A 23574-nucleotide genomic window follows, 5' to 3' on the forward strand; every position below is an offset into this window, starting at 1 on the left:
CGGTCAGAACAGGTCGGCCGCCTTGACGACGGTCTCGTAGATCCCGTAGGCGAGCGGGACCGCGACGATGATCCAGGCGATGACGAGCAGCGGACCGGCCTTGTCGACTGCGACGTCGTGCTCGGCCGAGGCTGCCTCCTGCGCGGGCGTCTCGGTCGCGTCCTTCTTCTCCTCGTGGAACTTCGAGGCGACCGGGCGGATCAGCAGGTTCGCCACGAAGCCGACCGCCAGGATGCAGACCATGGTCAGCAGCGCCGCCCGGTAGTCGCCGGCGTTGAGCTGCCCCGGCTCACCCTGCGCGTCCAGGAAGCCGTTGATGATGAGCGGGCCGGCGACGCCGGCAGCGGCCCACGCCGTCAACAGACGACCATGGATCGCACCGACCTGGAACGTCCCGAACAGGTCGCGCAGGTACGCCGGCACGGTGGCGAACCCACCGCCGTAGAAGCTGATGATCACCCCGGCGACCAGCGCGAACAGGATCGTCGAGCTCGACCCCTGGAAGGCCAGGAACGCGTAGAGAACCATCCCGACGCCCAGGTAGCCGACGTAGATGTTCTTGCGCCCCACGAGGTCGGACGTCGACGACCATGCGAACCGTCCCGAGAGGTTGAACAACGAGAGCAGCCCGACGAAGCCGGCGGCCGAGGCCGCACTGACGGTCGACTTCTCACCCTCGCGGAAGAAGTCCTGGATCATCGGCGCCGCCTGCTCGAGGATGCCGATGCCGGCCGTGACGTTGCAGAACAGGACGGTCCACAGCAGCCAGAACTGCGGCGTCTTGATGGCGTTGGCCGCGGACACGTTCTCGGTCGTCACCAACGCCTTGGACTTGATCGTCGACGGGTCGAATCCCTGAGGCTTCCACCCCTCGGCGGGGACGCGGATCAACCAGGCTCCGAACAGCATCAGCACGAGGTAGACGAGGCCGAGGGTGACGAACAGCTTGGCGACCGCCGAGCCCGATGCGACTCCGGTCGCGGTGTCGAACGAGTCGTCGTAGATGCCCAGAAGCTTGGCGGACAGCGGGCTGGCGATCATGGCGCCGCCGCCGAAGCCCATGATCGCCATGCCGGTCGCCAGACCGGGACGGTCCGGGAACCACTTGATGAGGGTCGACACCGGTGAGATGTAGCCGATGCCGAGGCCGATGCCACCGATGAACCCGTAGCCCAGATAGACCAGCCACAGCTGATCGGTCGCGATGCCGAGCGAGCCGATGAGGAAGCCGCCGGACCAGAACAGCGCAGCCGTGAACATCGCGCGGCGAGGACCACCCGTGTCCACCCAGGTGCCGAAGACCGCAGCCGAGAGGCCGAGCATGACGATCGCGATCGAGAAGATGATCCCGATCTGCGTCAGGCTCGCATCGAAGTTCTTGACGAGCGATGCCTTGTAGACGCTCGTGGCGTACGCCTGGCCGATGCAGAGGTGGACCGCGAGTGCGGCCGGTGGAATCAGCCACCGGTTGAATCCCGGCTTGGCGATGGTGTGCCGGCGGTCGAGCAGATCTAGCGACATGGGGCCCCCAAAGACGATCGTCACTGGACCTCACGCTAGGCCGGGGGGTGCGATCCCGCACTCCGGACGCCGCGAGCGGGCCCGCTCCGCGGGCCGCACATGCGCAGGTCCGGGCTCGTCGCACCGGTAGAGTTCGAGCGTGAGCGCAACGCCCGGACGCATCTTCCTGTCCCGCATCGTGGGTCAGGCGGTCTTCGACCCCGCGGGCGACCAGGTCGGCAAGCTGCGCGACGTCGTGGTCGCCGTACGCTCCGACCGCCACCGCCCGCGCGTGCTGGGCCTCGTCGTCGAGGTGCTCGGTCGCCGCCGCGTCTTCCTGCCGATCACGCGCGTCACCTCGCTCGACTCGGGCCAGATCATCACCACCGGCGTCCTCAACGTCCGCAAGTTCGTGCAGCGCCGCACGGAGACGCTCGCGATCCACGAGCTGTTCGACCGCAGCGTCACGATGCCTGACGGCACCGCCGGCACGGTCTACGACCTCGCGATGGAGCAGGACCCTCGTCGTGACTGGTACGTCAGCGCCGTCGCGGTGCAGGGCGGTGGCAAGCGCTTCGGTCGGCGTGGCCCCCACCAGGTGCTGGAGTGGGACGAGGTCAAGGGCCTCACGACCGAGGAAGCGGGCCAGGGCGCGACCCACCTGCTCGCCACGATGGACGAGATGCGGGCAGCCGACCTCGCCAACGCCCTGCGCGACCTGGCGCCCAAGCGCCGCATGGAGGTCGTGACCGAGCTCGACGACGAGCGGCTCGCCGACGTCCTCGAGGAGCTGCCCGAGAAGGACCAGGTCGAGATCCTCGGGGTGCTGGACCCCGAGCGGGCCTCCGACGTGCTGACCGAGATGGATCCCGACGACGCCGCCGACCTGCTGGGCGAGCTGCCGCCCGCCACCGCCGAGGCGCTGCTCGCCCTCATGGAGCCCGACGACGCCGAGGACGTGCGCCGGCTCCTGACCTACGAGGAGCGCACCGCCGGCGGCATGATGACGACCGAGCCGGTCGTGCTGCCGCCGGACGCGACGATCGCCGACGCCCTGGCACGCGTCCGCAACCCCGACCTGATCCCGGCGCTGGCGTCGATGGTCTACGTCTGCCGTCCGCCGCTGGAGACGCCGACGGGCAAGTTCCTCGGCATCGTCCACTTCCAGGCACTGCTGCGTGAGCCACCGTCGACGATGGTCAGCGCGATCGTCGACAACGACATCGACTGGCCGCGTCCCGAGGCGTCCCTCGAGCACGTCGCCAACCTGCTCGCGGCCTACAACATGGTCGCGCTGCCGGTCGTCGACGAGAACTCCCACCTGCTCGGGGCGGTGACCATCGACGACGTGCTCGACCACCTGCTGCCCGAGGGCTGGCGCGAGCAGGACACCGAGCCCGAGCCCGCGGCGTCCTCGGAGGTGGTCACGCATGGCTGATCGCGCCCGCCTCGACCAGCCCCGGTCGGTGCGCCGGAGCTTCCGTCCGCGCCGCGACGCCGATCCCGAGCGGTTCGGAAGGTTTGCCGAGTCGACCGCCCGGTTCCTCGGCACGGCGAGGTTCATCGCCTGGATGACGGTGTTCGTCGCGGTCTGGGTCGGTTGGAACATGCCCTACGGACCCGATCGGAATCGTTGGGACGACTACCCGTTCATCTTCCTCACGCTGATCCTGTCGCTGCAGGCGTCGTACGCCGCTCCGCTCATCCTGCTGGCCCAGAACCGTCAGGAGGCTCGCGACCGGGTCACGCAGGAGCAGGACCGCGATGCCACGGCCCAGGCCAACGCCGACATGGAGTTCCTCGCCCGCGAGGTCGCGAGCCTGCGCCTCGGCCTCGGCGAGGTCGCCACGCGAGACTTCATCCGCGGCGAGCTCCGCGGCCTGATGGCCGACCTCGACGAGCGCGACGCCGACGACACCTGACCCCAAGTTTTGTGAGGGAACTCGGCACCCGAAGCCGATACGTGACGAGGTTCGTCACAAAACGTGGGGGTCAGCGGGAACGCTGCACCCGGGACTCGTCCCACACCGGCTCGTCCGACTCGTAGACCCGGCCATCGGCTCCGAACACCAGGAACCGGTCGAAGCCACGGGCGAACCACCGGTCGTGGGTGACCGCCACGACGGTCCCCTCGAACGTCGACAGGGCCTGCTCCAGCGCCTCGGCCGAGTGCAGGTCGAGGTTGTCGGTCGGCTCGTCGAGCAGCAGCAGCGTGGCGTTGGACAGCTCGAGCAGCAGGATCTGGAAGCGGGCCTGCTGCCCGCCCGACAGCTGCTCGAACGGCTGGTCCCCGGCCTTGGCCAGGCCGTAGCGGTCGAGTGCCTTGGCCGCCCCCTCGTGACCCATGCCTCTGCGGTGCCCGTCGCCGTGGTGCAGGATCTCCAGCAACGTACGACCGAGCAGCGACGGATGCTCGTGGGTCTGCGCGAACCACCCCGGGCGCACGCGCGAGCCCAGCTTGGCCATGCCGGTGTGGTCGACGGGTGGCGGGATGACGTCGCCGACCGGCTCGTGCTCGACGTCCGGGCGCGAGCCGCCACCGGCCAGCAGGCGCAGGAAGTGTGACTTGCCCGAGCCGTTGCTGCCGAGCACCGCGACCCGCTCGCCGAACCAGATCTCGAGGTCGAACGGCTTCATGAGCCCGGTGAGCTCGACCTGCTGGGCCACGACGGCCCGCTTCGCCGTCCGCCCGCCGTCGAGCCGCATCCGCAGGTTCTGCGCGATCGGCACGGCTTCGGGCGGCCCTTCCCGCTCGAACCGCTCGAGCCGCGTCTGGGCGGCCTGGTAGCGCGCCGCCATGTCGGAGTTGTAGGCCGCCTTCTGGCGGTACATCAGGACCAGCGCCTTGAGCTTGGCCCGCTCCTCGTCCCACCGGAGCCGGCGTTCCTCGAGCTTGGCGTTGCGGTCGATGCGCGCCTGCAGGTACGTCGAGAACCGCCCCGGGTGCACCCACAGGGAGCTGCCCGCGGCGCCGGGCTCGAGGGTCGCGATGCGCTGGGCGACCCGCTCGATCAGCTCGCGGTCGTGGCTCACGAACAGCACGGTCTTGGGCGACTCGACGAGCTGCTCCTCGAGCCAGCGCTTCGCCGGCACGTCGAGATAGTTGTCGGGCTCGTCGAGCAGCAGCACCTGCTCCGGTCCCCGGAGGAGTGCCTCCAGCACGAGCCGCTTCTGCTCACCACCGGACAGCGTCGTGACCTGGCGCCACTGCGCCTTCTGGAACGGCACCCCGAGGGCCGAGACGGTGCACATGTCCCACATCGCCTCGTGCTCGTACCCGCCCGCATCGCCCCAGTCCACCAACGCCTGGGCGTATGCCATCTGGTCGCGCTCGTCGTCGCGCTCCATCATCAGGAGCTCGGTCCGGTCGACCTCGGCGGCGGCCTTGCGCACCGCCGGCGGGGCGACCGAGACCAACAGGTCGCGCACGGTCGTCTCGTCGCGCACCGATCCGATGAACTGCCGCATGACGCCGAGTCCGCCGGAGATCGTCACGGCACCCTCGTGCGGGTCGAGATCGCCGGTCGCGATGCGCGTCAGGGTGGTCTTGCCGCTGCCGTTCGGCCCGATCAGGGCGACCTTCATGCCCTCGCCGACCCGCAGGCTGACCTCGTCGAGCAGAGGCCGGCCGTCGGAGAGCGTGAAGCTGATGGTGTTCAGGTCGAGGTGTCCCACCCCGCCATCCTCGCAGTCGGCCGCAGGCCAAGGGAAACCACGAGCCTCACGCATTATTGAACACGTTCAATTCTTGGTCTATCATCGAGTCATGACCTCCGCAGGCCTGCAGACCGTCGTCATCTCCGGTGCGTCCGGCTACATCGGGCAGCACCTGGTTCGCGCGTTGTCAGCCGACGGCGCCGAGATCCGCATGATCGGCCGCTCCGCCTCGAACGACGCCACCTGGGACACGCCGACAAGCCTTGTGGAGGTCCTGGACGGAGCCGACCTGTTGGTCAACCTCGCGGGCCGATCGGTCAGCTGCCGCTACACCAAGCGGAACGCCGACTCGATCTTCGTGTCGCGGACCGAGACCACCGCAGCCCTGGGACGTGCGCTCGCAGCGACGCCTCAGCCCCCGGAGCTCTGGGTCAACGCGAGCACCGGGACGATCTATCGTGATGCGCGGGACCGCCCGATGGACGAGGTCACCGGCGAGCTCGGCGTGGGGTTCTCCGTGGGTGTCGCCCGCGCCTGGGAGCAGGAGCTGTTCACCGCCCCGACGCCGGTGCGCCGCATCGCCCTGCGGATGTCGATCGTCCTCGGCGCAGGCGGAGGCGCGCTCAACCCCTTCATCAACCTCGCGCGCCTCGGCTTCGGCGGACCCATGGGCGACGGCGGCCAGAAGCTCAGCTGGGTCCACGTCGACGACGTCGCCGCGGCCATCACGTACGCACACGAGCACCGCGACATCTCCGGTCCGGTCAACCTGGCTGCTCCCGAGGTCGTGTCCAACGCCGAGATGATGCGGCAGGTGCGGACGACACTCGGTCGCTCCCGAGGGCTGCCGCTCCCCACCTGGGCGCTGGAGGCCGGCGCACGCGTCATCCGCACCGAGCCCGAGCTCGTGCTCAAGAGCCGCTGGATCGACTCCCGCGTGCTGCGCGAGGCGGGATTCACCTTCGCCCATCCCACCCTGTCGTCGGCCCTCGACCAGGTCGCCGGTCGCACGCCGCGCGGCCTGCTGCCGGTCGCCCTGGGGTGACGGCGGCCGCTTAGGTCACACTCAGCGGTCTCCGCAGGTGCGCCCCCGTACGATGGAGGCATGGCAGTGGTCACCGAAGAGCAAGTCCGCGCAGCCCTCGGCAAGGTCAACGACCCCGAGATCAAGCGACCCATCACCGAGCTCGGGATGGTCGACGGCATCACGATCGACGAGGCGCAGATCACCGTACGCCTGCTGCTGACGGTCTCCGGCTGCCCTCTCAAGGACACCCTCAACCGCGACATCACCGCCGCCGTCGGCGAGGTGGCCCCGGCCCACGCGGTCGTCGTCGACATGGGCGTCATGACCGACGAGCAGCGCAAGAGCATGCAGGAGCTGCTCCGCGGCGGGCGAACCGAGAAGGAGATCCCGTTCGCCCAGGCCGGGTCGTTGACCAAGGTCTTCGCGATCGCCTCCGGCAAGGGCGGAGTCGGCAAGTCGACGGTCACCGTCAACCTCGCCCTCGCGATGGCCAAGCGTGGCCTCAAGGTCGGCATCATCGACGCCGACATCTACGGACACTCGATCCCCGACATGCTCGGCGTCGGCGACCTGCGGCCGACCCAGGTCGAGGACATGATCATGCCGGTCCCGGTCAAGGGCATGAAAGTCATCAGCATCGGCATGCTCAAGCCCCGCAAGGACCAGGTCGTCGCGTGGCGCGGACCCATGCTCGACCGGGCGCTCGTCCAGATGCTCAGCGACGTCTACTGGGGCGACCTCGACGCCCTGCTGCTCGACCTCCCGCCCGGCACCGGTGACGTGGCGATCAGCCTCGGCCAGCACCTGCCCAACGCCGAGGTCGTCGTGGTCACCACGCCGCAGCCCGCCGCCGCTGACGTGGCGGAGCGGGCCGGCACGATGGCGTCGATGATGCACCAGCGCGTCGTGGGCGTCATCGAGAACATGTCCTACCTGCAGGTCCCCGGCGGCGAGCGCATGGAGATCTTCGGGTCCGGCGGTGCCGCCAAGGTCGCGGAGACGCTGAGCTCACGGTTCGGCTACGACGTGCCGATGCTCGGCCAGGTCCCGCTCGACCAGAGCCTCCGGGAGGGCGGTGACGCCGGCGACCCGATCGTCGAGACCGATCCGGACTCCGAGGCCGCCAAGGTCCTGCAAGGCGCTGCCGACCAGCTCAGCGGGCGTTCTCGTGGCCTCGCGGGCATGCAGCTGGGGCTGGCCCCGGCCGGACGGCTCTAGGCCCGCACATGTTCGGCATGGGCGTGCCCGAGATCGGGGTCATCCTCGTCGTGGCACTGCTCGTGTTCGGACCCGACAAGCTGCCGGACATCGCCAAGCAGGCCGGTGGCTTCGTCCGCACGCTCCGGCAGATGGCCGACAACGCCAAGAACGACCTCGGCCGCGAGATGGGGCACGACCTCTCGGACCTCAACCTCCGCGACCTCGATCCCCGCGAGATCGTCCGCAAGAGCCTCCTCGACGACGACACGACGCCCTCGGCGACCCGCGAGCAGCGCATCCTGCGGCCCGGCGAGACGCCGCCGTACGACCCCGAGTCGACCTAGGCCGCGTCGAACCAGGTCGTCATGCGGTCCAGCCCGTCGCGCACCCGCTCGGGCGGAGTCTCGCGGCGCGTAGCGCGCGGCAGCTGTGACACCGCCTGCTCGACCCGCCGGCGGTCGGCATCGGTCACGATCGTGTAGACGACCCCGTCGTCGTCCCACGTCACGAGCATCGGCACACCGTCACGCACCCAGACGTCGGACCCGCCCAGCTCGGTCGGCTCGAAGTCCTTCACGCTGTCGCGGTCGAGCGATCCGTTCTGCTCGAAGAGATTGAGCTTCGCAGCACCGTTGGAATAGCTCAGCGCAACGACCGCCCCGTCGTCGCTGAACGCGCCGGAGACGCGGTGCAGGTCGCCGGCCAGGGTCGAGAGGCAGGGCCAGCCGGAGCCGTCGAGCTCGTCCATCGTCGACTCCGCGATGACGTGACCGGCCGGCACGGCCGTCGCCCCGTGGAAGTCCGCGGCGTAGCGGTTGAACGGCGGCGCGACCTCGTCGCCGACCTGGGGTTGGCCACCGCCCACGGCGTACGCGGTCATGACCACGGCGACCGAGGCGCTGACGAGGACGACGCCGGCACGGAACGGCACCGATCGTCGTACGCGGACCCACCAGCCCTCAGGAGCGGGCGGCGCCGCGGCCAGCTTGGCCAACGAGGCCATGAGCTCAGGGGGTGGTTCGGGTGCCGTGACGGTCGACATGCGGGACTTCAGGAGCCGCTGCTGGCGAACCGCCTTGGCGCAGGCGTCGCAGGTCTGGAGATGCGTCAGCGCCTCGCGCGTCGCGGGCTCGGACAGCTGTCCGTCCACGAACGCCGCGACATCGGCACCCAGATGAGCCATCAAACCCCGACCGGTCCCACGAATCGAGTCCGGCCCTCACTGGGCGCACGGTGGGCGAGCGCCTCGCGCAGCTGGGTGCGCCCGCGGTGGATGCGGGAGCGGACGGTGCCGAGCTTGATGCCCAGGACGTCGGAGATCTCCTCGTAGGACAGGCCCTCGATGTCGCACAGCACGACGGCGACGCGGAACTCGTCGGACAGCGACGAGAGCGCGATCTCGATGTCGGGGTCGAAGTTGGCGTCGTGCACGGCCGACTCCGGCAGGACCTCGGAGCTCAGGAGCTTCTCCTCGGCACCCTCGTAGAAACCGTCCATGCGGAGGCGCGACTTGCGGCGCACGCGATCGAGGAACAGGTTCGTGGTGATGCGGTGCAGCCAGCCCGGGAAGTTGCCCGGCTCGTAGCTGTCGAGCGAGCGGAAGACACGGATGAAGACGTCCTGCGTCAGGTCCTCGGCGTCCTGGCGGTTGCCCGTCAGGCGGTACGCGAGTCGGTAGACCCGCGCGGAGTGCTCCGCGACGATGTCGTCCCAGTTGAGCGTTGCCGTGGTCACGTCGTCTGCCTTCATGAGTTGATCGTTCACCTCGTACCTGAGAGAACGCATGGAATCTGCTGACTGTTCCCCAGATTCCTGGCACCTCGCCCGGTTGAGCCTCCGCCGCCTGAGGCTTCGGCGCGGATAGTCTGGCCCTGACCACCACGACCGAGGAGCCGACCATCACCACCGCAGCCAGCCTGGCGTACGCCGAGGACTACCTGAGCGAGGACGACCATCTCGTGGCTGCGCGGCGCCGGTCCGACGAGGTCGGGGTCATCCCGGTCGGCCCGGGCGGCGGTGCCGCACTGTCCTTCCTGGCCTCCGTCGTGCAGGCCAGGTCAGTGGCCGAGATCGGCACCGGTACCGGCGTGTCCGGCCTGTGGCTGCTGCGCGGGATGCAGCCCGACGGCGTCCTGACGTCCGTCGACCTCGAGGCCGAGCACCAGCGGCTGGCCCGTGAGACGTTCACGGAGGCCGGCTTCGCGCCCCAGCGCTTCCGACTGATCGCCGGTGCAGGGCTCGACGTCATGCCCCGGCTCACGGACGCCGGCTACGACGTCGTGTTCCTCGACGGCGACAAGGTCGAGTACGGCGAGTACCTCGACCAGGCCATGCGGCTCGTGCGCCCCGGCGGGGTCATCGTGTTCGACAACGCCCTGTGGCACGACCGGGTCGCCGACCCGGCCCAGCGCGATCCCGAGACCTCCGCGATCCGCGACGTCGTCCAGCGCGTCAAGAACGACGAGCGACTGCGCAGCGTGCTGCTGCCGCTCGGCGACGGCCTGCTGGCCGCACAGCTCGTCGGCTGACTAGTCGTCGTCGCGCTTGTCGTGCTCGAACGACGCCGACGAGCGGAACCCCGCTGGACCTCGTACGACGGCGACGACCTCGTAGGGCTCGATCGTGACCGGCGGGCTGCCGATGATCTTCGAGCCGGCCGAGTCGGCCGCCTTCTTCTCGAAGTCGTGCTGGAACGCGGCCCGGGCCTCGTCGGACACGAAGACGTAGCTGCCCTCGAACCACTCGCCCTTGCGGGCGCGCCAGGTCTTGAACCGCAGACCGTCAAGACCCGCGAACCTCGCGAAGGACTCGTCCTCGACGTAGCTGCGGAGCGCCTTGAGCGTGCCCTTGGGTGCGTCGGCCAGTGACCAGCGAACGGTCAGCCCGTACATCAGACCGCTTTGAGCTGGTCGCCCAACGTGGCGGCTTCCTCATTGTTGAGCTCGACAACGAGACGTCCGCCGCCCTCGAGCGGGACGCGCATGACGATGCAGCGTCCCTCCTTGGTGACCTCCATCGGGCCGTCTCCGGTCCGTGGCTTCATGGCGGCCATCGATTCCCCTCTCGATCTGGAGCTCCCGCCGCGACGGCGGGAAGCGTGCCTCCTATTATCGCCTATGGCCAGCGGACGTTCGACCGCAGTACCACCAGGAGGCATCCATGACCGACCAGAGCGCACCACCTGTCACGTACGAAGTGGTCGACGGCGTCGGCACCGTGACCTTCAACCGGCCCGACGGGATGAACAGTCTGACGCTGGCGACGAAGGTCGCGCTGCGCGACTCGCTGCACGCCGCGGCGGCCGACAGCGCCGTGCGCTGCGTGGTCCTGGTGGGCACCGGACGGGCCTTCTGCGTCGGTCAGGACCTCAAGGAGCATGTGTCCGACCTGCAGGCCGGGAGCGCGTCGTTGGGCACGACGGTCGCCGAGCACTACAACCCGGCCGTGACCGCGATCGCGACGATGCCCAAGCCGGTCATCGCTGCGGTCAACGGCGTCGCCGCCGGGGCCGGCGCGTCGCTGGCGTTCGCGGCAGACTTCCGCGTCGTACGACGCTCGGCCGGTTTCAACCTCGCCTTCGCCGGCATCGCGTTGTCGTGCGACACCGGCTCGTCGTGGACCCTCCCCCGCCTGGTGGGCCACGGCCGGGCCACCCAGCTGCTGATGCAGCCCAGGACGATCCCGGCCGACGAGGCGTACGACCTCGGGCTGGCCACCACGGTCGTCGACGACGAGAAGTTCGACGCGGAGGTCGCCGCTCTGGCCCGCTCCCTCGCCGACGGCCCGACCCTGGCACTCGGTGCCATCAAGCGGTCGCTGGCCTTCTCAGCCACCCACGACCTGCCGGCGTCGCTCGAGCACGAGGGCCAGAAGATGGCACTGACCGGCGCATCGACCGATCACGCGGCCGCGGTGCAGGCGTTCCTCGCCAAGGAGAAGCCGGTCTTCACCGGCCGTTGAGCCTTGACCGCTCAGGCCGAGCGGTCGTGCTGGCGGCGCGCCTCCTCGGAGGCGGCCTCCTCCCAGGCGAGCAACTGGGTGCGGGCGTCGAGCTCGGCGCTCTCGCTCTCCGCGAGGGCGTCCATCGCGCGCGCCAGGTCGAGCTGGGCCGACTCGAGGTCGGACCGCGCCGACTCGGCATCTGACTGGAGCGCAGCGCTGCGTGCCTTCTCCTCCGACACCCGTTCGCGAGACCGGGCGAGGTCGATCTCAGCGGTCACGAGCGAGTCGCGGAGCTCAGCCAGCTGGGCGTCCCGCAGCCTGATCCGCGACCCCATCTGCTCGGCGAACACGATGTGCTCACGCGATCGCGCGACCGACGCACGACGGTTGTCGTCGACGATGGTGGCGCGCTCGAACGACCACTCGCGTCGCCGGTCCGCGAGCTCGTCGGACAGCAACCGTGCAGCGACGACGCCGGTGGCGACGGCGTACGTCGTCGCGGCGATGAGCACTGGCACCGTGGAGATCAGGATGCCTGCCGCAGCGACGAGGACAGCCGAGAGCAGCAGGACGACAGCACCGACTGCCCTGCGGGAACGGGGAGATTTCCGCGAAGAGGCCATGTCCGGATGGTAGGCGCCGGGGCGGGCGATTCCCGGTAGCCACGCCTGCGGACCGTGACTATCGCTTGGTCCGGGCGACGCAGTCCGCGAGGTGGTCGTTGACCATGCCGGTCGCCTGCATCAACGCGTAGGCCGTCGTCGGCCCGACGAAGCGGAAACCCTTGCGCTTGAGGGTCTTGGCCATCGCGATCGACTCGGCGGTGGTCGCCGGGACGTCGGCGAACGAGGTCGGGGCCGGACCGGGCGGCGGGGCGAACGACCAGAGCAGGTCGGTGAACGACTCGTCGAGTCCGACCAGGGTGCGGGCGTTGCTGATGGTCGCCTCGATCTTGAGCCGGTTGCGCACGATGCCGGCGTCGTCGAGCAGCCGGGCCACGTCGGCGTCACCGAAGGCCGCGACCGCCTCGGGGTCGAAGCCGGCGAACGCCTCGCGGAAGTTGTCGCGCTTGCGCAGGATGATCGCCCACGAGAGCCCGGACTGGAACGCCTCGAGCGACATGCGCTCGAACAGCTCGCGGTCGCCGCGCAGCTCACGGCCCCACTCGGTGTCGTGATAGGCGATCATGGCCGGGTCGTCGCCCCAGGGGCAACGCACCACGACCTCGGCACCGGTCGATACGCTCACGAGTGTGACTCTGCCACCTGCCCCGGACACTCTGCGCCTGGGCACCCGCACGTTCGGGCCCACGGACCTGGTGCTGATGGCGATCATCAACCGCACGCCCGACTCGTTCTACGACAGCGGGTCGACGTTCGATCTCGAGCCGGCCCTGGTGAGGCTCGGCGACGCCGTGCGCGACGGGGCCGACCTGGTGGACGTCGGTGGCGTGCGGGCCGGTTACGGCCCCGATGTCGACGTCGAGGAGGAGCTGAGGCGCACCGCCGACTTCGTGGCCGAGGCCCGGTCGCGGTTCCCCGATCTCGTGATCAGCGTCGACACGTGGCGCAGCGAGGTCGCCGACGAGCTGTGCCGGCTCGGTGCCGACCTGGTCAACGACACGTGGTCGGGCCACGACCCCGAGCTCACGGCGGTGGCGGCCCAGCACGGCGCCGGACTGGTGTGCAGCCACACCGGCGGCATCGGGCCACGCACCGACCCGCACCGCTCCGCGTACGACGACGTGGTCGCCGACGTCATCGAGACCGTCACCTCCTTGGCCGAGCGTGCCGTGTCCGCCGGGGTGCGACGCGACGGCATCCTGATCGACCCGACCCACGACTTCGGCAAGAACACCCGGCACAGCCTCGAGCTCACCCGCCGGCTCGACGAGCTGGTCGCGACGGGGTGGCCCGTGCTGGTCGCGCTGTCCAACAAGGACTTCATCGGCGAGACGCTCGACGTCGACAAGGACCACCGGCTGGCCGGCACCCTCGCCGCGACCGCCGTGTCGGCGTGGCAGGGTGCCCGCGTGTTCCGTGCCCACAACGTCGCCGAGACCCGGCAGGTGCTCGACGTCGTCGCGTCGGTCAGGGGCGACCGGCCCCCCGCCGTCGCCCGCCGCGGCCTCGCCTGACCGTCCTCGACGATCTCGCACGAGCCAGACACCGCGTCGCTACGATGGCGATCCCGCTCACAGGAAGGCCGCCCATGCCTGACAGCCGGCTTCGCGTACGCGCCTTCGTCGACTCGACCCCGTTCCAGTGGTTCATCATCGGGGTGATCCTCGTCAACGCGGCCATCCTCGGTCTCGAGACCTCGCCCCGGCTGATGGCGGAGTCGAACGGCTGGCTGACGGCGCTGGGCTGGCTGACTGTGGGCATCTTCGTCGTCGAGCTGGGGCTGCGGATCTACGCATACGGTCGCAGCTTCTTCCGCGACGGCTGGAGCCTGTTCGACCTGTTCGTCGTCGTCATCGCGCTGATCCCGACGTCGGCGGGGTTCGGCATCCTGCGCGTGCTGCGCGTGCTGCGGGTCCTGCGCCTGCTGTCCGCCGTGCGTTCGATGCGCCGCGTCGTCGCCGCGCTCGTGGCCACGATCCCCGGCATGGCGTCGATCGGCGCCCTGCTCGTGATGCTCGTCTACGTCTCCGGCGTCATGGCGACCCAGGTCTTCGGCACGACCGATCCCGACCACTTCGGTGACCTGCCGACCTCGTTGCTGTCGCTGTTCCAGGTCATGACCGGCGACGACTGGGCCGCCGTCGTGCGACCCGTCACCGACGAGCACCCCTGGGCGTGGGGGTTTTTCATCCTTTACATCCTCGCCTCGACCTACATCGTGCTCAACCTGTTCATCGCGGTCGCCGTGGAGGCCCTGGAGCGGCAGTCCGACGACGACACCCGTGAGATCGTCGACGAGATCGAGGAGGGTGACACCGAGATCCTCGGCGCACTCGCCGAGCTGAAGGACGAGGTCGCTGCCTTGCGCGCCGAGCTGGCGAACCGCTCGGCCTGAGGCTCCGAATCGCGGGGTGGGTCAGGCGTCCTTCGCGACGAACCAGGCCACGGCCTCGTCGACGTCGTCGGTGAGGTGCAGCATGTCGATGTCGGGCTGCCCGATCTTGCCGTCGGTGAGCATCGTGGTGCGCAGCCAGTCGATCAGGCCGCCCCAGTACTCCGTGCCGAACAGCACGATCGGGAACGACGTGATCTTCTGGGTCTGCACCAGGGTCAGCGCCTCGAACAGCTCGTCCATCGTGCCGAACCCACCGGGCAGCACGACGTAGCCCTGGGCGTACTTGACGAACATCGTCTTGCGGACGAAGAAGTAGCGGAAGTTGATGCCGAGGTCGACCCACTCGTTCATGCCCTGCTCGTGCGGGAGCTCGATGCCGAGGCCGACCGAGACGCCGCCGCACTCGCTCGCGCCACGGTTGGCCGCCTCCATCGCGCCGGGGCCACCCCCCGTGATGACCGCGTAGCCCTCGCCGCACAGCTTCGCGGCGATCTGGCGACCGGCTTCGTACATCGGGTCGTCCGGCTGGGTGCGGGCGGAGCCGAAGACGCTCACCGCCGGACCGAGCTCGGCCAGCGCTCCGAAGCCCTCGACGAACTCGGCCTGGATCCGCAGCACCCGCCACGGGTCGGTGTGCACCCAGTCCGTCGGGCCGCGCGAGTCCAGCAGCCGCTGGTCGGTCGTGCTCGTCGGTCGCTGCGCGCCCTTGAGCCTCACCGGACCCTTGCGGTGGTCGGGCCGGGGACTGTCAGTCGTCATGTGGTCAGCCATCTCTCCAGTCGGTCGCGCACCCGATGCAGGTGCTCGACAGGAACGTGCTCGTCGGCCTTGTGGGCGTAGATCGGGTCACCGGGTCCGTAGTTGACCGCCGGTATGCCCAGGATCGTGAACTGCGCGACGTCGGTCCAGCCGAACTTCGGGTGCACCTCGCTGCCGACGGCCGCCACGAAGGCCGCTGCGGCCGGGTGGGACAGGCCCGGCATGGCACCCGGCGCGGAGTCGGTGACCGTCAACCCGAAGCCCTCGAACGTCTCCTGCAGGTGCTGGTGCGCCTGCTCCTCGGTGCGGTCGGGCGCGAAGCGGAAGTTGACCGTCACGACCGCCTCGTCAGGCACGACGTTGCCGGAGACCCCGCCGCTGATCGCGACCGCGTTGAGCCCCTCGCGATAGGTCAGGCCGTCGATGTCGACCTGCCTGGGGACGTACGCGTTGAGGCCGTCCAGCACCGGCGCCAAGGCGTGGATCGCATTGCTGCCCATCCAGGCGCGGGCGCTGTGGGCGCGTTCGCCCGTCGTCCGGATGTCGACCCGCATCGTGCCCTGGCAACCCGCCTCGACGCCGGCGTTGGACGGCTCCATGAGGATCGCGAAGTCGCCGGCCAAGAGCTCGGGGCGCTCGCGGGCCAGTCGGCCCAGACCGTTGTGCTCCGCGGCGATCTCCTCGCCGTCGTAGAAGACGTAGGTGACGTCGCGGACCGGGTCCGGGACGGTCGCGGCCATCAGGAGGGCGACCGCCACGCCGCCCTTCATGTCGCAGGTGCCCAGGCCGTGGAGGATGTCCCCCTCGAGCCGTGACGGGAAGTTGCCGTTGGCGGGCACCGTGTCGAGATGACCTGCGATCACCACGCGCTCGGCCCTGCCCAGGTGCGTACGCGCGACGATCGTGTGGCCGTCGCGCACGACCTCGAGGTGGGCCAGCGGCCGCAGGGCCGACTCGACGGCATCGGCGATGGCCTGCTCGTCCAGGCTCTCCGAAGCGATGTCGACGAGTGCGGCGGTGAGGCTGACGACGTCGGTGGTCAGGTCGAGTTCGGGCACGGGTTCATTCCACCACGCGGCACCGAGGCGACAGGCTCACGCGGTCGGGAAGACGCAGAACTCGTTGCCCTCGGGGTCGGCCATGACGGTCCACTCACGCTCGGCGGTCGCCGGTTCGAGCACCGTCGCGCCGACCCGGACCAGGTCGTCGACGCTCGATCCCGGCAGCAGCGTCACGTCCCAGTGGATGCGGTTCTTGACCGTCTTGGGCTCGGGCACCGGGACGAAGTCGAACGACTCCAGCGGCGACCCGGGCACGTCGTCGAGGTGCGAGTAGTGGTCGCCGTCGTGGCCGAGCGACCCGCCGATCACGTCGGCCCACCATTGCGCGATCCCACGGTGGTCGGCAGCATCGACGACGACGTCCTTGAGCCGCTTGGCCGGCGGCTCGTCGTAGGTGAACACGCAGAACTCGCCGCCCTCGGGGTCGAGGAACGTCGTCCACGCGAACTCGCCGTCGCCGGTGACCTGCTCGAGGCCGGCGAACGGCTCGAGCGACTCGGCCCGGACGTCGAGGTGCACCCGGTGCTTGACGGTCCTCGGCTCGGGCACGAGGTTGACCCAGAGCTCCTCGCCCGGGTCTTCGCCCCGGAGGACGGCGTCCCCGTCGTCGAGCACCTCGAGCTCGTAGCCGAGCGTGTTGGCCCAGAAGCCCTGGACCGCCGAGACGTCGTTGGCGTCGATGCACAGCGCCTTGTAGCTCACGAGAGGCATGAATTCAGCCTGCCACAACGGCTGGCGGTCAGCGAGCGGTCGCCGTCTCCCGAGGCACCCGAGCCGCCGCCCGACGCAGCATGGTGCGGACGACAGCGGGGTGCAGCCGGCGCACGACGGCCCAGTAGAGCCGCCCGCGCCGGTTGTGCAGGTTGACGACGGTGCTGACCACGACCCGCTCGGGCTCGCACAGGACCGATGCGCGAAAGCCCAGATGGCTCTGGTCGATGCCGAGCAGCACCTCGTCGTCGGTGCGGGCGACCGGGTCGAAGACCTCGCTGCCCGCCCGGTCGATCCCGACGAGGCGGACCACGGCCTGGCGGGCGGCCATCAAGGATGCGACCCAGACCGGTGGTTGGTGGAACACGGCGTCGGCCCAGACGAGCGGGTCGCGGGTCGCTCCCTTCGGCAACGGCACCGCGAACGCGTCCGAGGCGTCGACCTGGGGCAGTGCCTGCGCGAGCAGCGCGGTGGACGGCACCGGCACCGCGGTGGCACGCGGGCGTGTCGCCCGGCGGACCTGGCGCACCCACCACGACCAGCGGGCCGGCCGCGCCGGTGGGTGACCTGCCTCGGTCTCGACCCGGTCCATCAGGTCCTCGACGAGGGCATCGTGCAGCCACCGCATCGCGAGGGGCCACACCAGGCGCATGGCCCCGGTCGTACGCGCCTCGATCACGTGCCGCACGACGCACGACCGCTCGTCGCGCGGGACGACGTCGAAGCGATGCGTGCCACGGAGTCCCACCCGCTCGTCGAAGGTGAACACGACCGACCGGCCGGGGACGTGCTCGGTCACCCGGTAGCGGATGGGCCCGTGACCGCCCAGGACCCCGGCGGCCAGCGGCGCCTCGAGCACCATCGCGGGCCAGGCCGGCGCCGGCCACCAGAGGTCGTCGGGGCCGCCGACGCGGTCGAGGAACGCTCCGACCCGCGACGCCGAGGCCGGGACGAGCCGCTCGTGCACGTTGACCACCATGACAGCTCCTCCATACGCCTCCGTATGGAGGATGTCCATACGGTAGCGTACGGTCATGACTCCTGCCAAGAGCTCGCGCACGCCGCTCACTGCTGACGACTGGAGCGCGGCCGCGCTCGCCGCGCTGGAGCGCAACGGCCTGGCCGCGGTCGCGGTCGAGCCCATCGCGAAGACGCTCGGCGCGACCAAGGGCAGCTTCTACTGGCACTTCTCAGGCCGCGACGACCTGGTCTCCGCAGCCCTGGCGCTGTGGGAACGGCGCGACACCGATGGCGTCATCGCCGCCATCGACCGCGCGCGTGACGACGACGACCGGCTCCGGCTGCTGCTGCGCATCGTGCTGAGCGCCGTCGTCGCATCGCCCGGAGCGGGCGCGATCGAGCTCGCGCTCCAGCCGCACGCGAGTCATCCCCTCGTCGCTCCCGTGCTCGCCCGGGTCACTCGGCGGCGCATGTCGACCCTCGAGGCGCTGTATGCCGAGCGCGGGCTGACCTCGGACGAGGCGCGCGACCGGGCGCTCCTGGCGTACACGGCCTATCTCGGGCACGCGCAGCTCGCCCATGCGACCCCGGACCGCCTGCCGAAGGGCACGGCCTTCACGGCGTACGTCGACCGTGTCGTCGAGTCGCTGGCGGCCTAGTCCTGCACGGCCTTGACGATCGCGACGGCCATCGTCACCCGATCCGGGTCGTCACCGTCCTCGATCGCCCACATGGCGTTGTGTGCCTCACGCACGACGACCCAGGCGCGGGCCCGCTCCTCGTCCAGTCCGGCGGCGTCCACGACCGCATGGAACCGGCGTCGGACGGCCGCGCGGATGTCGCCAGACGCGACGATCTCGTCCCAGCGGTTGAACAGCACCGGGTCGACCTCGTAGTGAGGATCGCCGGAGACCGGTTGCGGGTCGATCGCGAGCCAGGCCTCCCGGCCACCGCCCAGGACGTTCTGGTGGTGCAGGTCGCCGTGGATCAGCGTGCCGTCGGTCGCGGGGTCGTCGACGAGGCTTCGCCCGAGATGCACGGCCTGCTCGACGATTCGGCGCGGAACCGCCGCGTCCCTGGGCAGCCGCTCGAGGTCGGCGGTGTGGCGCCGGATGTAGGAGCTAAGCGGCACCAGCTGCGGTGGCGCCGGGACGTGCAACCGGGCGTAGAGACCGCCGATGATCTCGCACGCCTCGAGGTCGTCGACGTGCATCAGGTCCCGGGTCGAGAGCCGTTCGAGCAGCATCGCGTTGCGGCGCGGATCGGCCCTGAGCATCAGCGCCGCACCCCGACCGTGCCAGTGCTGCAGCGCGAGGATCTCGTGCTGGCACTCCTCGTGCGGCCAGGCGACCTTGAGCACGGCGGGCCGACCCTGTGCTCGTACGGGCACGACGAGCGACGTCCAGCCGTGCATCGGCTCGCCGTCGACCGCCAGGTCCCACTCGGCGATCAGGTCGTGCACGATGCGCGGCACGCTGTCGACCCAGGCCGCCCACTGCTCGTCGCGGTCGGCGATCGCGAGGAACGACTGCGGCAGCTCGAACGGCAACAGGCTCACGAGCCGAGCCTAGGACGCGCCCCTAGCTGCGCCGGCGGCCGTTGCCGGCACCGTCAGAGCGTGCTCTGCACCCCGGCGAGGAGCTGGCGGGCCATGACGACGCGCTGCACCTGGTTGGTGCCCTCGTAGATCTGGGTGATCTTGGCGTCGCGCATCATCCGCTCGAGCGGGTAGTCGCGGGTGAACCCGTAGCCGCCGAGCAGCTGCACCGCATCGGTCGTGACCTGCATCGCGGTGTCCGAGGCGAACGCCTTGGCCGCGGCCCCGAAGAAGGTCAGGTCCTTGTCGCCGCGCTCCGACCGGCCGGCCGCGGCGTACGTCAGCTGCCGTGCCGCCTCGATCTTCATGCCCATGTCGGCGAGCATGAACTGCAGGCCCTGGAAGTCGCTGACCGGGTGCCCGAACTGCTTGCGCTCCTGGACGTACCCGAGCGCGTAGTCGAGCGCGCCCTGCGCGACACCGACGGCCTGGGCGGCGATCGTGACGCGGGTGTGGTCGAGGGTCTTCATCGCAGTGGCGAATCCCGTGCCCTCGGCACCGATCATCCGGTCGGCAGGGATGCGGACGTCGTCGAGGTAGACCTCGCACGTCGGAGAGCCCTTGATGCCGAGCTTGCGCTCCGGCGCGCCGAACGACACGCCTTCGTCAGACTTCTCGACGACGAAGGCCGAGATCCCCTTCGTCCGCTGGTCGGGGTCGGTGACCGCCAGCACGGTGTAGAACTCGGACTCGCCGGCGTTGGAGATCCAGCGCTTGACGCCGTTGAGCACCCAGTCGTCGCCGCTGCGCACGGCGCGGGTCTTCTGGTTGGCGGCATCGCTGCCGGCCTCGGGCTCGGACAGGCAGTAGGAGAATCCCTCGCCATGGGCCAGGCGGGAGAGGTAGTTCTTCTTGAGCTGCTCGTCGCCGGCGATCATCAGCGGGAGCGAGCCGAGCTTGTTGACCGCGGGGATCAACGAGGCGGACACGTCGACACGCGCGACCTCCTCGATCACCAGCACCGTCGCGAGGGCGTCGGCACCGGCGCCGCCGTACTCCTCCGGCACGTGCGGCGCGTGGAAGTCGGCAGCCAGCAGAGCCTCGGCGGCCTCGCGCGGCCAGCGGGCGTGCTCGTCGACGTCCGCCGCGAACGGCGCGATCTTCGCCCCGGCAACCGCGCGGACCGCCTCGCGGATGGCTTGGTGCTCCTCGGACAGCACGAACAGGTCGGACACGTGTGGACTCCCGATAGTAGGACGACCAACTAATCGTATCGTCCCCTCGAGCCGCCTCCGACCAATCCTTTCGTGGCATCGGACACACTGGCGACATGACCAGCTCCTTCACCGGGCACATCGCCGGGCTCGGGACGTCATCCGGCGTGCGCCTCGTCGTGGGCGTCTGGGACGAGAGCCCGTTCGGCCCGTTCGCCGACGTGATGGTCGAGGACGCCTCGGGACGACGGACGTTGCTGGCCGCGCGCCAGGCCGTCGCCGACTTCGTGTCATCGGTCTACGCGTTCGACGACGTGCGCGTCGAGCCGGTGTCGGTCGAGCAGGGCGACGAGTGGTCCGTCCACACCAGATCGCTCCAGCTGCGCTTCACCCCCGGCCCGCGTCTCTGGGTCGCTCCCCTGCTCGGCCTGGTGCCACCGGGCCTCCGTCGTACCGAGACTTGGGCCAAGATGTGCAGCCCGGTTGCCGGCCTGGTCATGCCAGGCGTGCGCACGCACGGATCAGCGGGAAACGGCCGGACCGAGTGGTACGCCGCCAAGGACGTCCGCCGCCTGGTCGACGCGCGAGCCACCTGGGAGGGCGAGGAGCTCGGCGCGCTGTGCCCGGTCGAGCCGCCCGTGCACTTCGGGTTCGCCTCGTCCCCGGCGACGCCGACACTCACGGCCCTGACGTCGTACGTCCGCGGGTAGATTCGCGACATGCGCACCGAGATCACCAGCCCCAGCCAGCTGCAGGACCTGCTGGGCGTGCCGCTGCAGCGCACCCTCGACAAGGACTCCGATGCCTTCCTGCCCGAGCACCGTGCTTGGATCGCGGCCTCGCCCCTCTGCCTCGTCGCGACCTCCGACGCCGACGGCACGTGCGACGTCTCGCCCAAGGGCGACCCTGCGGGATTCGCGCTCGTCCTCGACGACACGACGCTCGCGATCCCGGAGCGTCCCGGCAACCGGCGCGCCGACGGGTTCGCCAACATCCTGCAGAACCCGCACGTCGGCCTGATCTTCCTCATCCCCGGACGTGGCGACACGCTGCGCGTCAACGGCCGCGCCACGCTCCTGGCCGATGCGCCCTACGCCGACCGGATGGTCGTGAAGGGACACCGTCCGGCGGTCATCCTCGAGGTCGCGGTGGAGCAGATCTTCTTCCACTGCTCCAAGGCCTTCCTGCGCTCCGCGTTGTGGGACCCCGAGACCTGGCACCCCGAGGCGGTGCCGAGCCGCGCCCGCATCGCCAAGTCCCTCGAGCGGCCCGACGACCCCCTCGAGGAGATCGAGGCCTACTACGGCGAGCAGTACGCCGAGAGGCTCTACACGACCTGACGGTCAGCGGAACCCCGCGCCGCTGCCGGGATTGCGGATCCGGTCGCCCTTGGCCCGGGCGATGTCAACGAGCTCGGCCTGGAACGCGAGCATCCTGTCGGTCAGCTCCCCGTCGCCCGCCGCGAGGATGCGGACCGCGAGCAGGCCGGCGTTGCGGGCGTTGCCGATCGAGACCGTCGCCACCGGGACCCCGGCGGGCATCTGCACGATCGAGAGCAGCGAGTCCATGCCGTCGAGGTGCTTGAGCGCGACCGGCACGCCGATGACCGGCAGGGGCGTCACGGCGGCGAGCATGCCCGGCAGGTGGGCCGCTCCCCCGGCCCCGGCGATGATGACCTCGAGGCCGCGACCGTGCGCGTCACGTCCGTAGGCCAGCATCTCGTCGGGCATGCGGTGGGCCGAGACGACGTCGGCCTCGTACGCGATGCCGAACTCGGTCAGCGCCGTCGCCGCGGCCTCCATGGTGGGCCAGTCGGAGTCCGATCCCATCACGATGCCGACACGGGGCGAATCAGTCATGGGTCACTCCATCGGTGAGCAGTGCGGCGGAACGGCGCGCCCGGGCGAGCACGTCGTCGAGATCGGGTCCGTACGCCGTCACGTGCCCGACCTTGCGGCCGGCCTTGACGGACTTGCCGTAGAGGTGGATCTTGACGTCGGGCTCGGCGCCGAGCACCACAGCGCGCTGCGCCTCGAGGTCCTCGACGGCGCCACCGAGGATGTTGACCATGACCGACCACGGCGCCCGCGGGTCTGTCGCGCCGAGCGGCAGGTCGAGGACGGCGCGCAGGTGGTTCTCGAACTGGCTCGTGACGGCGCCGTCGATCGACCAGTGGCCGGTGTTGTGGGGTCGCATCGCGAGCTCGTTGACCAGCAGGCGGCCGTCGGCGGTCTCGAACAGCTCGACGGCGAGGATCCCGGTCACGTCGAGCTCGGTCGCGATGCGCTCGGCCAGGGCTCTGGCCTCGGCCGCCAGCTCGGGGTCGAGGTCGGGCGCCGGGGCGATGACCTCGGCGCACACGCCGTCGGCCTGCCGGGACTCGACGACGGGGTAGGCCAGCACCTCCCCGGAGGGCGACCGGGCGACGAGCGCGGCCAGCTCACGGCGGAAGTCGACCAGCTCCTCGGCCAGCAGCGGTCGCCCCGAGGCGAAGGCCTCCTGCGCGTCGGCGGCCGACCGCACGACCCACACGCCCTTGCCGTCGTAGCCGCCGCGGGTCGTCTTGAGGACCGCAGGGAAGCCGAACGCGACGAGGTCGTCGGCCGACGAGACGGTCGCGTTGCGGGGGCACGGTGCGCCGAGCGCCTCGAGTCGGGTGCGCATCTCGGCCTTGTCCTGGGCGTACAGCAGGGCGTGGGGGCCGGGCCGGCACGCGTGTCCCTCGGCCTGGAGCGCCTGGAGGTGCTCGGGCGGCACGTGCTCGTGGTCGAACGTGACGACCGGCGCGTCGGCGACGACGGTACGCAGGGTCTCGAGATCGGTGTAGTCGCCCACCACGTGATCGGGCACGACCTGCGCCGCCGAGACGTCGGGCGCCTCGGCCAGCAGGCGGATGCGGACACCGAGGCCGATCGCGGCCTGCTGCATCATCCGGGCCAGCTGGCCACCGCCGACGATCGCGAGCTGGGGAGAAGGCACGGCGTCAGC

General features: G+C 70.3%; 28 protein-coding genes. 12 read left to right on the forward strand and 16 right to left on the reverse strand.

Translation table 11 applies throughout. The features are described from left to right. Nucleotides 1-3: 3 nt before the first annotated feature. Nucleotides 4-1521 carry an OFA family MFS transporter gene (locus tag AB0N22_RS08730; protein ID WP_364638241.1) on the reverse strand — a complete coding sequence of 506 codons (1518 nt, stop codon included), beginning with the start codon at nucleotides 1519-1521 and terminating at the stop codon, nucleotides 4-6. Between the two features lie 139 nt (nucleotides 1522-1660). Between AB0N22_RS08730 and AB0N22_RS08735 the strand changes: the two genes are divergently transcribed. Both AB0N22_RS08735 and AB0N22_RS08740 read left to right on the forward strand, forming a co-directional pair. Then, nucleotides 1661-2938, forward strand: coding sequence for a CBS domain-containing protein (locus AB0N22_RS08735; RefSeq protein WP_364638243.1), 1278 nt, complete (start codon nucleotides 1661-1663; stop codon nucleotides 2936-2938). After that, nucleotides 2931-3422: a DUF1003 domain-containing protein gene (locus AB0N22_RS08740; protein ID WP_364638246.1), complete on the forward strand. Its 492-nt coding sequence runs from the start codon at nucleotides 2931-2933 to the stop codon at nucleotides 3420-3422. The genes AB0N22_RS08735 and AB0N22_RS08740 overlap by 8 nt, the downstream gene beginning before the upstream one ends. Nucleotides 3423-3492: 70 nt before the next feature. On the opposite strand, the gene AB0N22_RS08745 is transcribed toward AB0N22_RS08740, so the two are convergent. After that, on the reverse strand, nucleotides 3493-5175 hold the full coding sequence (locus tag AB0N22_RS08745; RefSeq protein ID WP_364638249.1) for an ATP-binding cassette domain-containing protein: 1683 nt from the start codon (nucleotides 5173-5175) through the stop codon (nucleotides 3493-3495). A 91-nt stretch (nucleotides 5176-5266) separates the two neighbouring features. On the opposite strand from AB0N22_RS08745, the gene AB0N22_RS08750 reads away from it, so the two are divergent. From AB0N22_RS08750 to AB0N22_RS08760, 3 genes are read left to right on the forward strand one after another with little or no spacing between them, the layout of a single operon-like run. Further along, nucleotides 5267-6202, forward strand: a complete 936-nt coding sequence (locus AB0N22_RS08750; RefSeq protein ID WP_364638252.1) for a TIGR01777 family oxidoreductase — start codon at nucleotides 5267-5269, stop codon at nucleotides 6200-6202. Between the two features lie 60 nt (nucleotides 6203-6262). Then, nucleotides 6263-7402 carry an Mrp/NBP35 family ATP-binding protein gene (locus tag AB0N22_RS08755; protein WP_364638255.1) on the forward strand — a complete coding sequence of 380 codons (1140 nt, stop codon included), beginning with the start codon at nucleotides 6263-6265 and terminating at the stop codon, nucleotides 7400-7402. A gap of 8 nt (nucleotides 7403-7410) precedes the next feature. Beyond that, nucleotides 7411-7728 carry a sec-independent translocase gene (locus tag AB0N22_RS08760; RefSeq protein ID WP_364638258.1) on the forward strand — a complete coding sequence of 106 codons (318 nt, stop codon included), beginning with the start codon at nucleotides 7411-7413 and terminating at the stop codon, nucleotides 7726-7728. Here the strand turns inward: AB0N22_RS08760 and AB0N22_RS08765 are convergent. Both AB0N22_RS08765 and sigE read right to left on the reverse strand, forming a co-directional pair. Next, nucleotides 7725-8567, reverse strand: coding sequence for a hypothetical protein (locus AB0N22_RS08765; RefSeq protein ID WP_364638261.1), 843 nt, complete (start codon nucleotides 8565-8567; stop codon nucleotides 7725-7727). The two genes, AB0N22_RS08760 and AB0N22_RS08765, sit on opposite strands and share 4 nt — an antisense overlap. Then, complete coding sequence (gene sigE, locus AB0N22_RS08770) at nucleotides 8567-9133, reverse strand: RNA polymerase sigma factor SigE (protein ID WP_364638264.1); 567 nt, start codon at nucleotides 9131-9133, stop codon at nucleotides 8567-8569. The genes AB0N22_RS08765 and sigE overlap by 1 nt, the downstream gene beginning before the upstream one ends. Before the next feature lie 209 nt (nucleotides 9134-9342). Here sigE and AB0N22_RS08775 point away from each other — a divergent pair, with 209 nt between their 5' ends. Then, nucleotides 9343-9912 carry an O-methyltransferase gene (locus tag AB0N22_RS08775; protein ID WP_364638268.1) on the forward strand — a complete coding sequence of 190 codons (570 nt, stop codon included), beginning with the start codon at nucleotides 9343-9345 and terminating at the stop codon, nucleotides 9910-9912. On the opposite strand, the gene AB0N22_RS08780 is transcribed toward AB0N22_RS08775, so the two are convergent. Further along, on the reverse strand, nucleotides 9913-10275 hold the full coding sequence (locus tag AB0N22_RS08780) for a hypothetical protein (RefSeq protein WP_364638271.1): 363 nt from the start codon (nucleotides 10273-10275) through the stop codon (nucleotides 9913-9915). Then, the gene (locus tag AB0N22_RS08785; protein ID WP_082530405.1) at nucleotides 10275-10436 is read right to left on the reverse strand and encodes a DUF3117 domain-containing protein; all 162 of its coding nucleotides are present in this window, start codon (nucleotides 10434-10436) and stop codon (nucleotides 10275-10277) included. The genes AB0N22_RS08780 and AB0N22_RS08785 overlap by 1 nt, the downstream gene beginning before the upstream one ends. Nucleotides 10437-10543: 107 nt before the next feature. On the opposite strand from AB0N22_RS08785, the gene AB0N22_RS08790 reads away from it, so the two are divergent. Continuing rightward, nucleotides 10544-11344: an enoyl-CoA hydratase-related protein gene (locus AB0N22_RS08790; protein WP_364638275.1), complete on the forward strand. Its 801-nt coding sequence runs from the start codon at nucleotides 10544-10546 to the stop codon at nucleotides 11342-11344. A gap of 11 nt (nucleotides 11345-11355) precedes the next feature. Here AB0N22_RS08790 and AB0N22_RS08795 read toward each other — a convergent pair whose 3' ends face one another. After that, nucleotides 11356-11949: a hypothetical protein gene (locus AB0N22_RS08795; protein ID WP_364638277.1), complete on the reverse strand. Its 594-nt coding sequence runs from the start codon at nucleotides 11947-11949 to the stop codon at nucleotides 11356-11358. A 58-nt stretch (nucleotides 11950-12007) separates the two neighbouring features. After that, nucleotides 12008-12574: a DNA-3-methyladenine glycosylase I gene (locus AB0N22_RS08800; protein WP_364638280.1), complete on the reverse strand. Its 567-nt coding sequence runs from the start codon at nucleotides 12572-12574 to the stop codon at nucleotides 12008-12010. Between the two features lie 4 nt (nucleotides 12575-12578). Between AB0N22_RS08800 and folP the strand changes: the two genes are divergently transcribed. Continuing rightward, nucleotides 12579-13463 (forward strand): dihydropteroate synthase, encoded by an 885-nt coding sequence (gene folP / locus AB0N22_RS08805; RefSeq protein WP_364638283.1) that lies wholly within the window; start codon nucleotides 12579-12581, stop codon nucleotides 13461-13463. A 74-nt stretch (nucleotides 13464-13537) separates the two neighbouring features. Beyond that, nucleotides 13538-14344: an ion transporter gene (locus AB0N22_RS08810; protein WP_364638286.1), complete on the forward strand. Its 807-nt coding sequence runs from the start codon at nucleotides 13538-13540 to the stop codon at nucleotides 14342-14344. Nucleotides 14345-14365: 21 nt separating this feature from the next. Here AB0N22_RS08810 and AB0N22_RS08815 read toward each other — a convergent pair whose 3' ends face one another. From AB0N22_RS08815 to AB0N22_RS08830, 4 genes are read right to left on the reverse strand one after another with little or no spacing between them, the layout of a single operon-like run. After that, nucleotides 14366-15103 (reverse strand): TIGR00730 family Rossman fold protein, encoded by a 738-nt coding sequence (locus AB0N22_RS08815; RefSeq protein ID WP_364638289.1) that lies wholly within the window; start codon nucleotides 15101-15103, stop codon nucleotides 14366-14368. Further along, the gene (gene dapE / locus AB0N22_RS08820; RefSeq protein WP_364638292.1) at nucleotides 15100-16161 is read right to left on the reverse strand and encodes a succinyl-diaminopimelate desuccinylase; all 1062 of its coding nucleotides are present in this window, start codon (nucleotides 16159-16161) and stop codon (nucleotides 15100-15102) included. Before dapE ends, AB0N22_RS08815 begins: the two co-directional genes overlap by 4 nt. Before the next feature lie 36 nt (nucleotides 16162-16197). Next, entirely contained in the window at nucleotides 16198-16875 is a 678-nt protein-coding gene (locus tag AB0N22_RS08825) for a VOC family protein (protein ID WP_364638295.1), read from the reverse strand. Between the two features lie 28 nt (nucleotides 16876-16903). Continuing rightward, nucleotides 16904-17854, reverse strand: a complete 951-nt coding sequence (locus tag AB0N22_RS08830; RefSeq protein WP_364638298.1) for a DUF2867 domain-containing protein — start codon at nucleotides 17852-17854, stop codon at nucleotides 16904-16906. Between the two features lie 55 nt (nucleotides 17855-17909). On the opposite strand from AB0N22_RS08830, the gene AB0N22_RS08835 reads away from it, so the two are divergent. Next, on the forward strand, nucleotides 17910-18494 hold the full coding sequence (locus AB0N22_RS08835; RefSeq protein WP_364638301.1) for a TetR/AcrR family transcriptional regulator: 585 nt from the start codon (nucleotides 17910-17912) through the stop codon (nucleotides 18492-18494). On the opposite strand, the gene AB0N22_RS08840 is transcribed toward AB0N22_RS08835, so the two are convergent. Together AB0N22_RS08840 and AB0N22_RS08845 are read right to left on the reverse strand one after the other, a co-directional pair. Next, a complete protein-coding gene (locus AB0N22_RS08840; protein WP_364638304.1) occupies nucleotides 18491-19393 on the reverse strand; it encodes an aminoglycoside phosphotransferase family protein in 903 nt (300 codons plus the stop codon). The genes AB0N22_RS08835 and AB0N22_RS08840 overlap by 4 nt on opposite strands. A 53-nt stretch (nucleotides 19394-19446) precedes the next feature. Beyond that, the gene (locus tag AB0N22_RS08845; protein ID WP_364638307.1) at nucleotides 19447-20607 is read right to left on the reverse strand and encodes an acyl-CoA dehydrogenase family protein; all 1161 of its coding nucleotides are present in this window, start codon (nucleotides 20605-20607) and stop codon (nucleotides 19447-19449) included. Nucleotides 20608-20702: 95 nt separating this feature from the next. On the opposite strand from AB0N22_RS08845, the gene AB0N22_RS08850 reads away from it, so the two are divergent. Together AB0N22_RS08850 and AB0N22_RS08855 are read left to right on the forward strand one after the other, a co-directional pair. Next, on the forward strand, nucleotides 20703-21296 hold the full coding sequence (locus AB0N22_RS08850) for a hypothetical protein (RefSeq protein ID WP_364638310.1): 594 nt from the start codon (nucleotides 20703-20705) through the stop codon (nucleotides 21294-21296). Nucleotides 21297-21305: 9 nt separating this feature from the next. Continuing rightward, nucleotides 21306-21926 (forward strand): pyridoxamine 5'-phosphate oxidase family protein, encoded by a 621-nt coding sequence (locus AB0N22_RS08855; RefSeq protein ID WP_364638313.1) that lies wholly within the window; start codon nucleotides 21306-21308, stop codon nucleotides 21924-21926. A 3-nt stretch (nucleotides 21927-21929) separates the two neighbouring features. Here AB0N22_RS08855 and purE read toward each other — a convergent pair whose 3' ends face one another. Together purE and AB0N22_RS08865 are read right to left on the reverse strand one after the other, a co-directional pair. Next, nucleotides 21930-22445 (reverse strand): 5-(carboxyamino)imidazole ribonucleotide mutase, encoded by a 516-nt coding sequence (gene purE / locus AB0N22_RS08860; protein WP_364638316.1) that lies wholly within the window; start codon nucleotides 22443-22445, stop codon nucleotides 21930-21932. Beyond that, nucleotides 22438-23565 carry a 5-(carboxyamino)imidazole ribonucleotide synthase gene (locus AB0N22_RS08865; RefSeq protein ID WP_364638318.1) on the reverse strand — a complete coding sequence of 376 codons (1128 nt, stop codon included), beginning with the start codon at nucleotides 23563-23565 and terminating at the stop codon, nucleotides 22438-22440. The genes purE and AB0N22_RS08865 overlap by 8 nt, the downstream gene beginning before the upstream one ends. Nucleotides 23566-23574: the final 9 nt, after the last annotated feature.

It is taken from the genome of Aeromicrobium sp. NPDC092404 (genome assembly GCF_040684095.1).
GTDB lineage: Bacteria > Actinomycetota > Actinomycetes > Propionibacteriales > Nocardioidaceae > Aeromicrobium.

Excerpts from the sequence above, each read along its gene's own strand:
- AB0N22_RS08730 (WP_364638241.1), bottom strand. The coding sequence starts at position 1,521 with ATGTCGCTAGATCTGCTCGACCGCCGGCACACCATCGCCAAGCCGGGA.
- AB0N22_RS08740 (WP_364638246.1), top strand. The coding sequence starts at position 2,931 with ATGGCTGATCGCGCCCGCCTCGACCAGCCCCGGTCGGTGCGCCGGAGC.
- AB0N22_RS08750 (WP_364638252.1), top strand. The coding sequence starts at position 5,267 with ATGACCTCCGCAGGCCTGCAGACCGTCGTCATCTCCGGTGCGTCCGGC.
- AB0N22_RS08755 (WP_364638255.1), top strand. The coding sequence starts at position 6,263 with ATGGCAGTGGTCACCGAAGAGCAAGTCCGCGCAGCCCTCGGCAAGGTC.
- AB0N22_RS08760 (WP_364638258.1), top strand. The coding sequence starts at position 7,411 with ATGTTCGGCATGGGCGTGCCCGAGATCGGGGTCATCCTCGTCGTGGCA.
- AB0N22_RS08765 (WP_364638261.1), bottom strand. The coding sequence starts at position 8,567 with ATGGCTCATCTGGGTGCCGATGTCGCGGCGTTCGTGGACGGACAGCTG.
- sigE (WP_364638264.1), bottom strand. The coding sequence starts at position 9,133 with ATGAAGGCAGACGACGTGACCACGGCAACGCTCAACTGGGACGACATC.
- AB0N22_RS08780 (WP_364638271.1), bottom strand. The coding sequence starts at position 10,275 with ATGTACGGGCTGACCGTTCGCTGGTCACTGGCCGACGCACCCAAGGGC.
- AB0N22_RS08785 (WP_082530405.1), bottom strand. The coding sequence starts at position 10,436 with ATGGCCGCCATGAAGCCACGGACCGGAGACGGCCCGATGGAGGTCACC.
- AB0N22_RS08790 (WP_364638275.1), top strand. The coding sequence starts at position 10,544 with ATGACCGACCAGAGCGCACCACCTGTCACGTACGAAGTGGTCGACGGC.
- AB0N22_RS08795 (WP_364638277.1), bottom strand. The coding sequence starts at position 11,949 with ATGGCCTCTTCGCGGAAATCTCCCCGTTCCCGCAGGGCAGTCGGTGCT.
- AB0N22_RS08810 (WP_364638286.1), top strand. The coding sequence starts at position 13,538 with ATGCCTGACAGCCGGCTTCGCGTACGCGCCTTCGTCGACTCGACCCCG.
- AB0N22_RS08815 (WP_364638289.1), bottom strand. The coding sequence starts at position 15,103 with ATGACGACTGACAGTCCCCGGCCCGACCACCGCAAGGGTCCGGTGAGG.
- AB0N22_RS08825 (WP_364638295.1), bottom strand. The coding sequence starts at position 16,875 with ATGCCTCTCGTGAGCTACAAGGCGCTGTGCATCGACGCCAACGACGTC.
- AB0N22_RS08830 (WP_364638298.1), bottom strand. The coding sequence starts at position 17,854 with ATGGTGGTCAACGTGCACGAGCGGCTCGTCCCGGCCTCGGCGTCGCGG.
- AB0N22_RS08835 (WP_364638301.1), top strand. The coding sequence starts at position 17,910 with ATGACTCCTGCCAAGAGCTCGCGCACGCCGCTCACTGCTGACGACTGG.
- AB0N22_RS08850 (WP_364638310.1), top strand. The coding sequence starts at position 20,703 with ATGACCAGCTCCTTCACCGGGCACATCGCCGGGCTCGGGACGTCATCC.
- AB0N22_RS08855 (WP_364638313.1), top strand. The coding sequence starts at position 21,306 with ATGCGCACCGAGATCACCAGCCCCAGCCAGCTGCAGGACCTGCTGGGC.
- purE (WP_364638316.1), bottom strand. The coding sequence starts at position 22,445 with ATGACTGATTCGCCCCGTGTCGGCATCGTGATGGGATCGGACTCCGAC.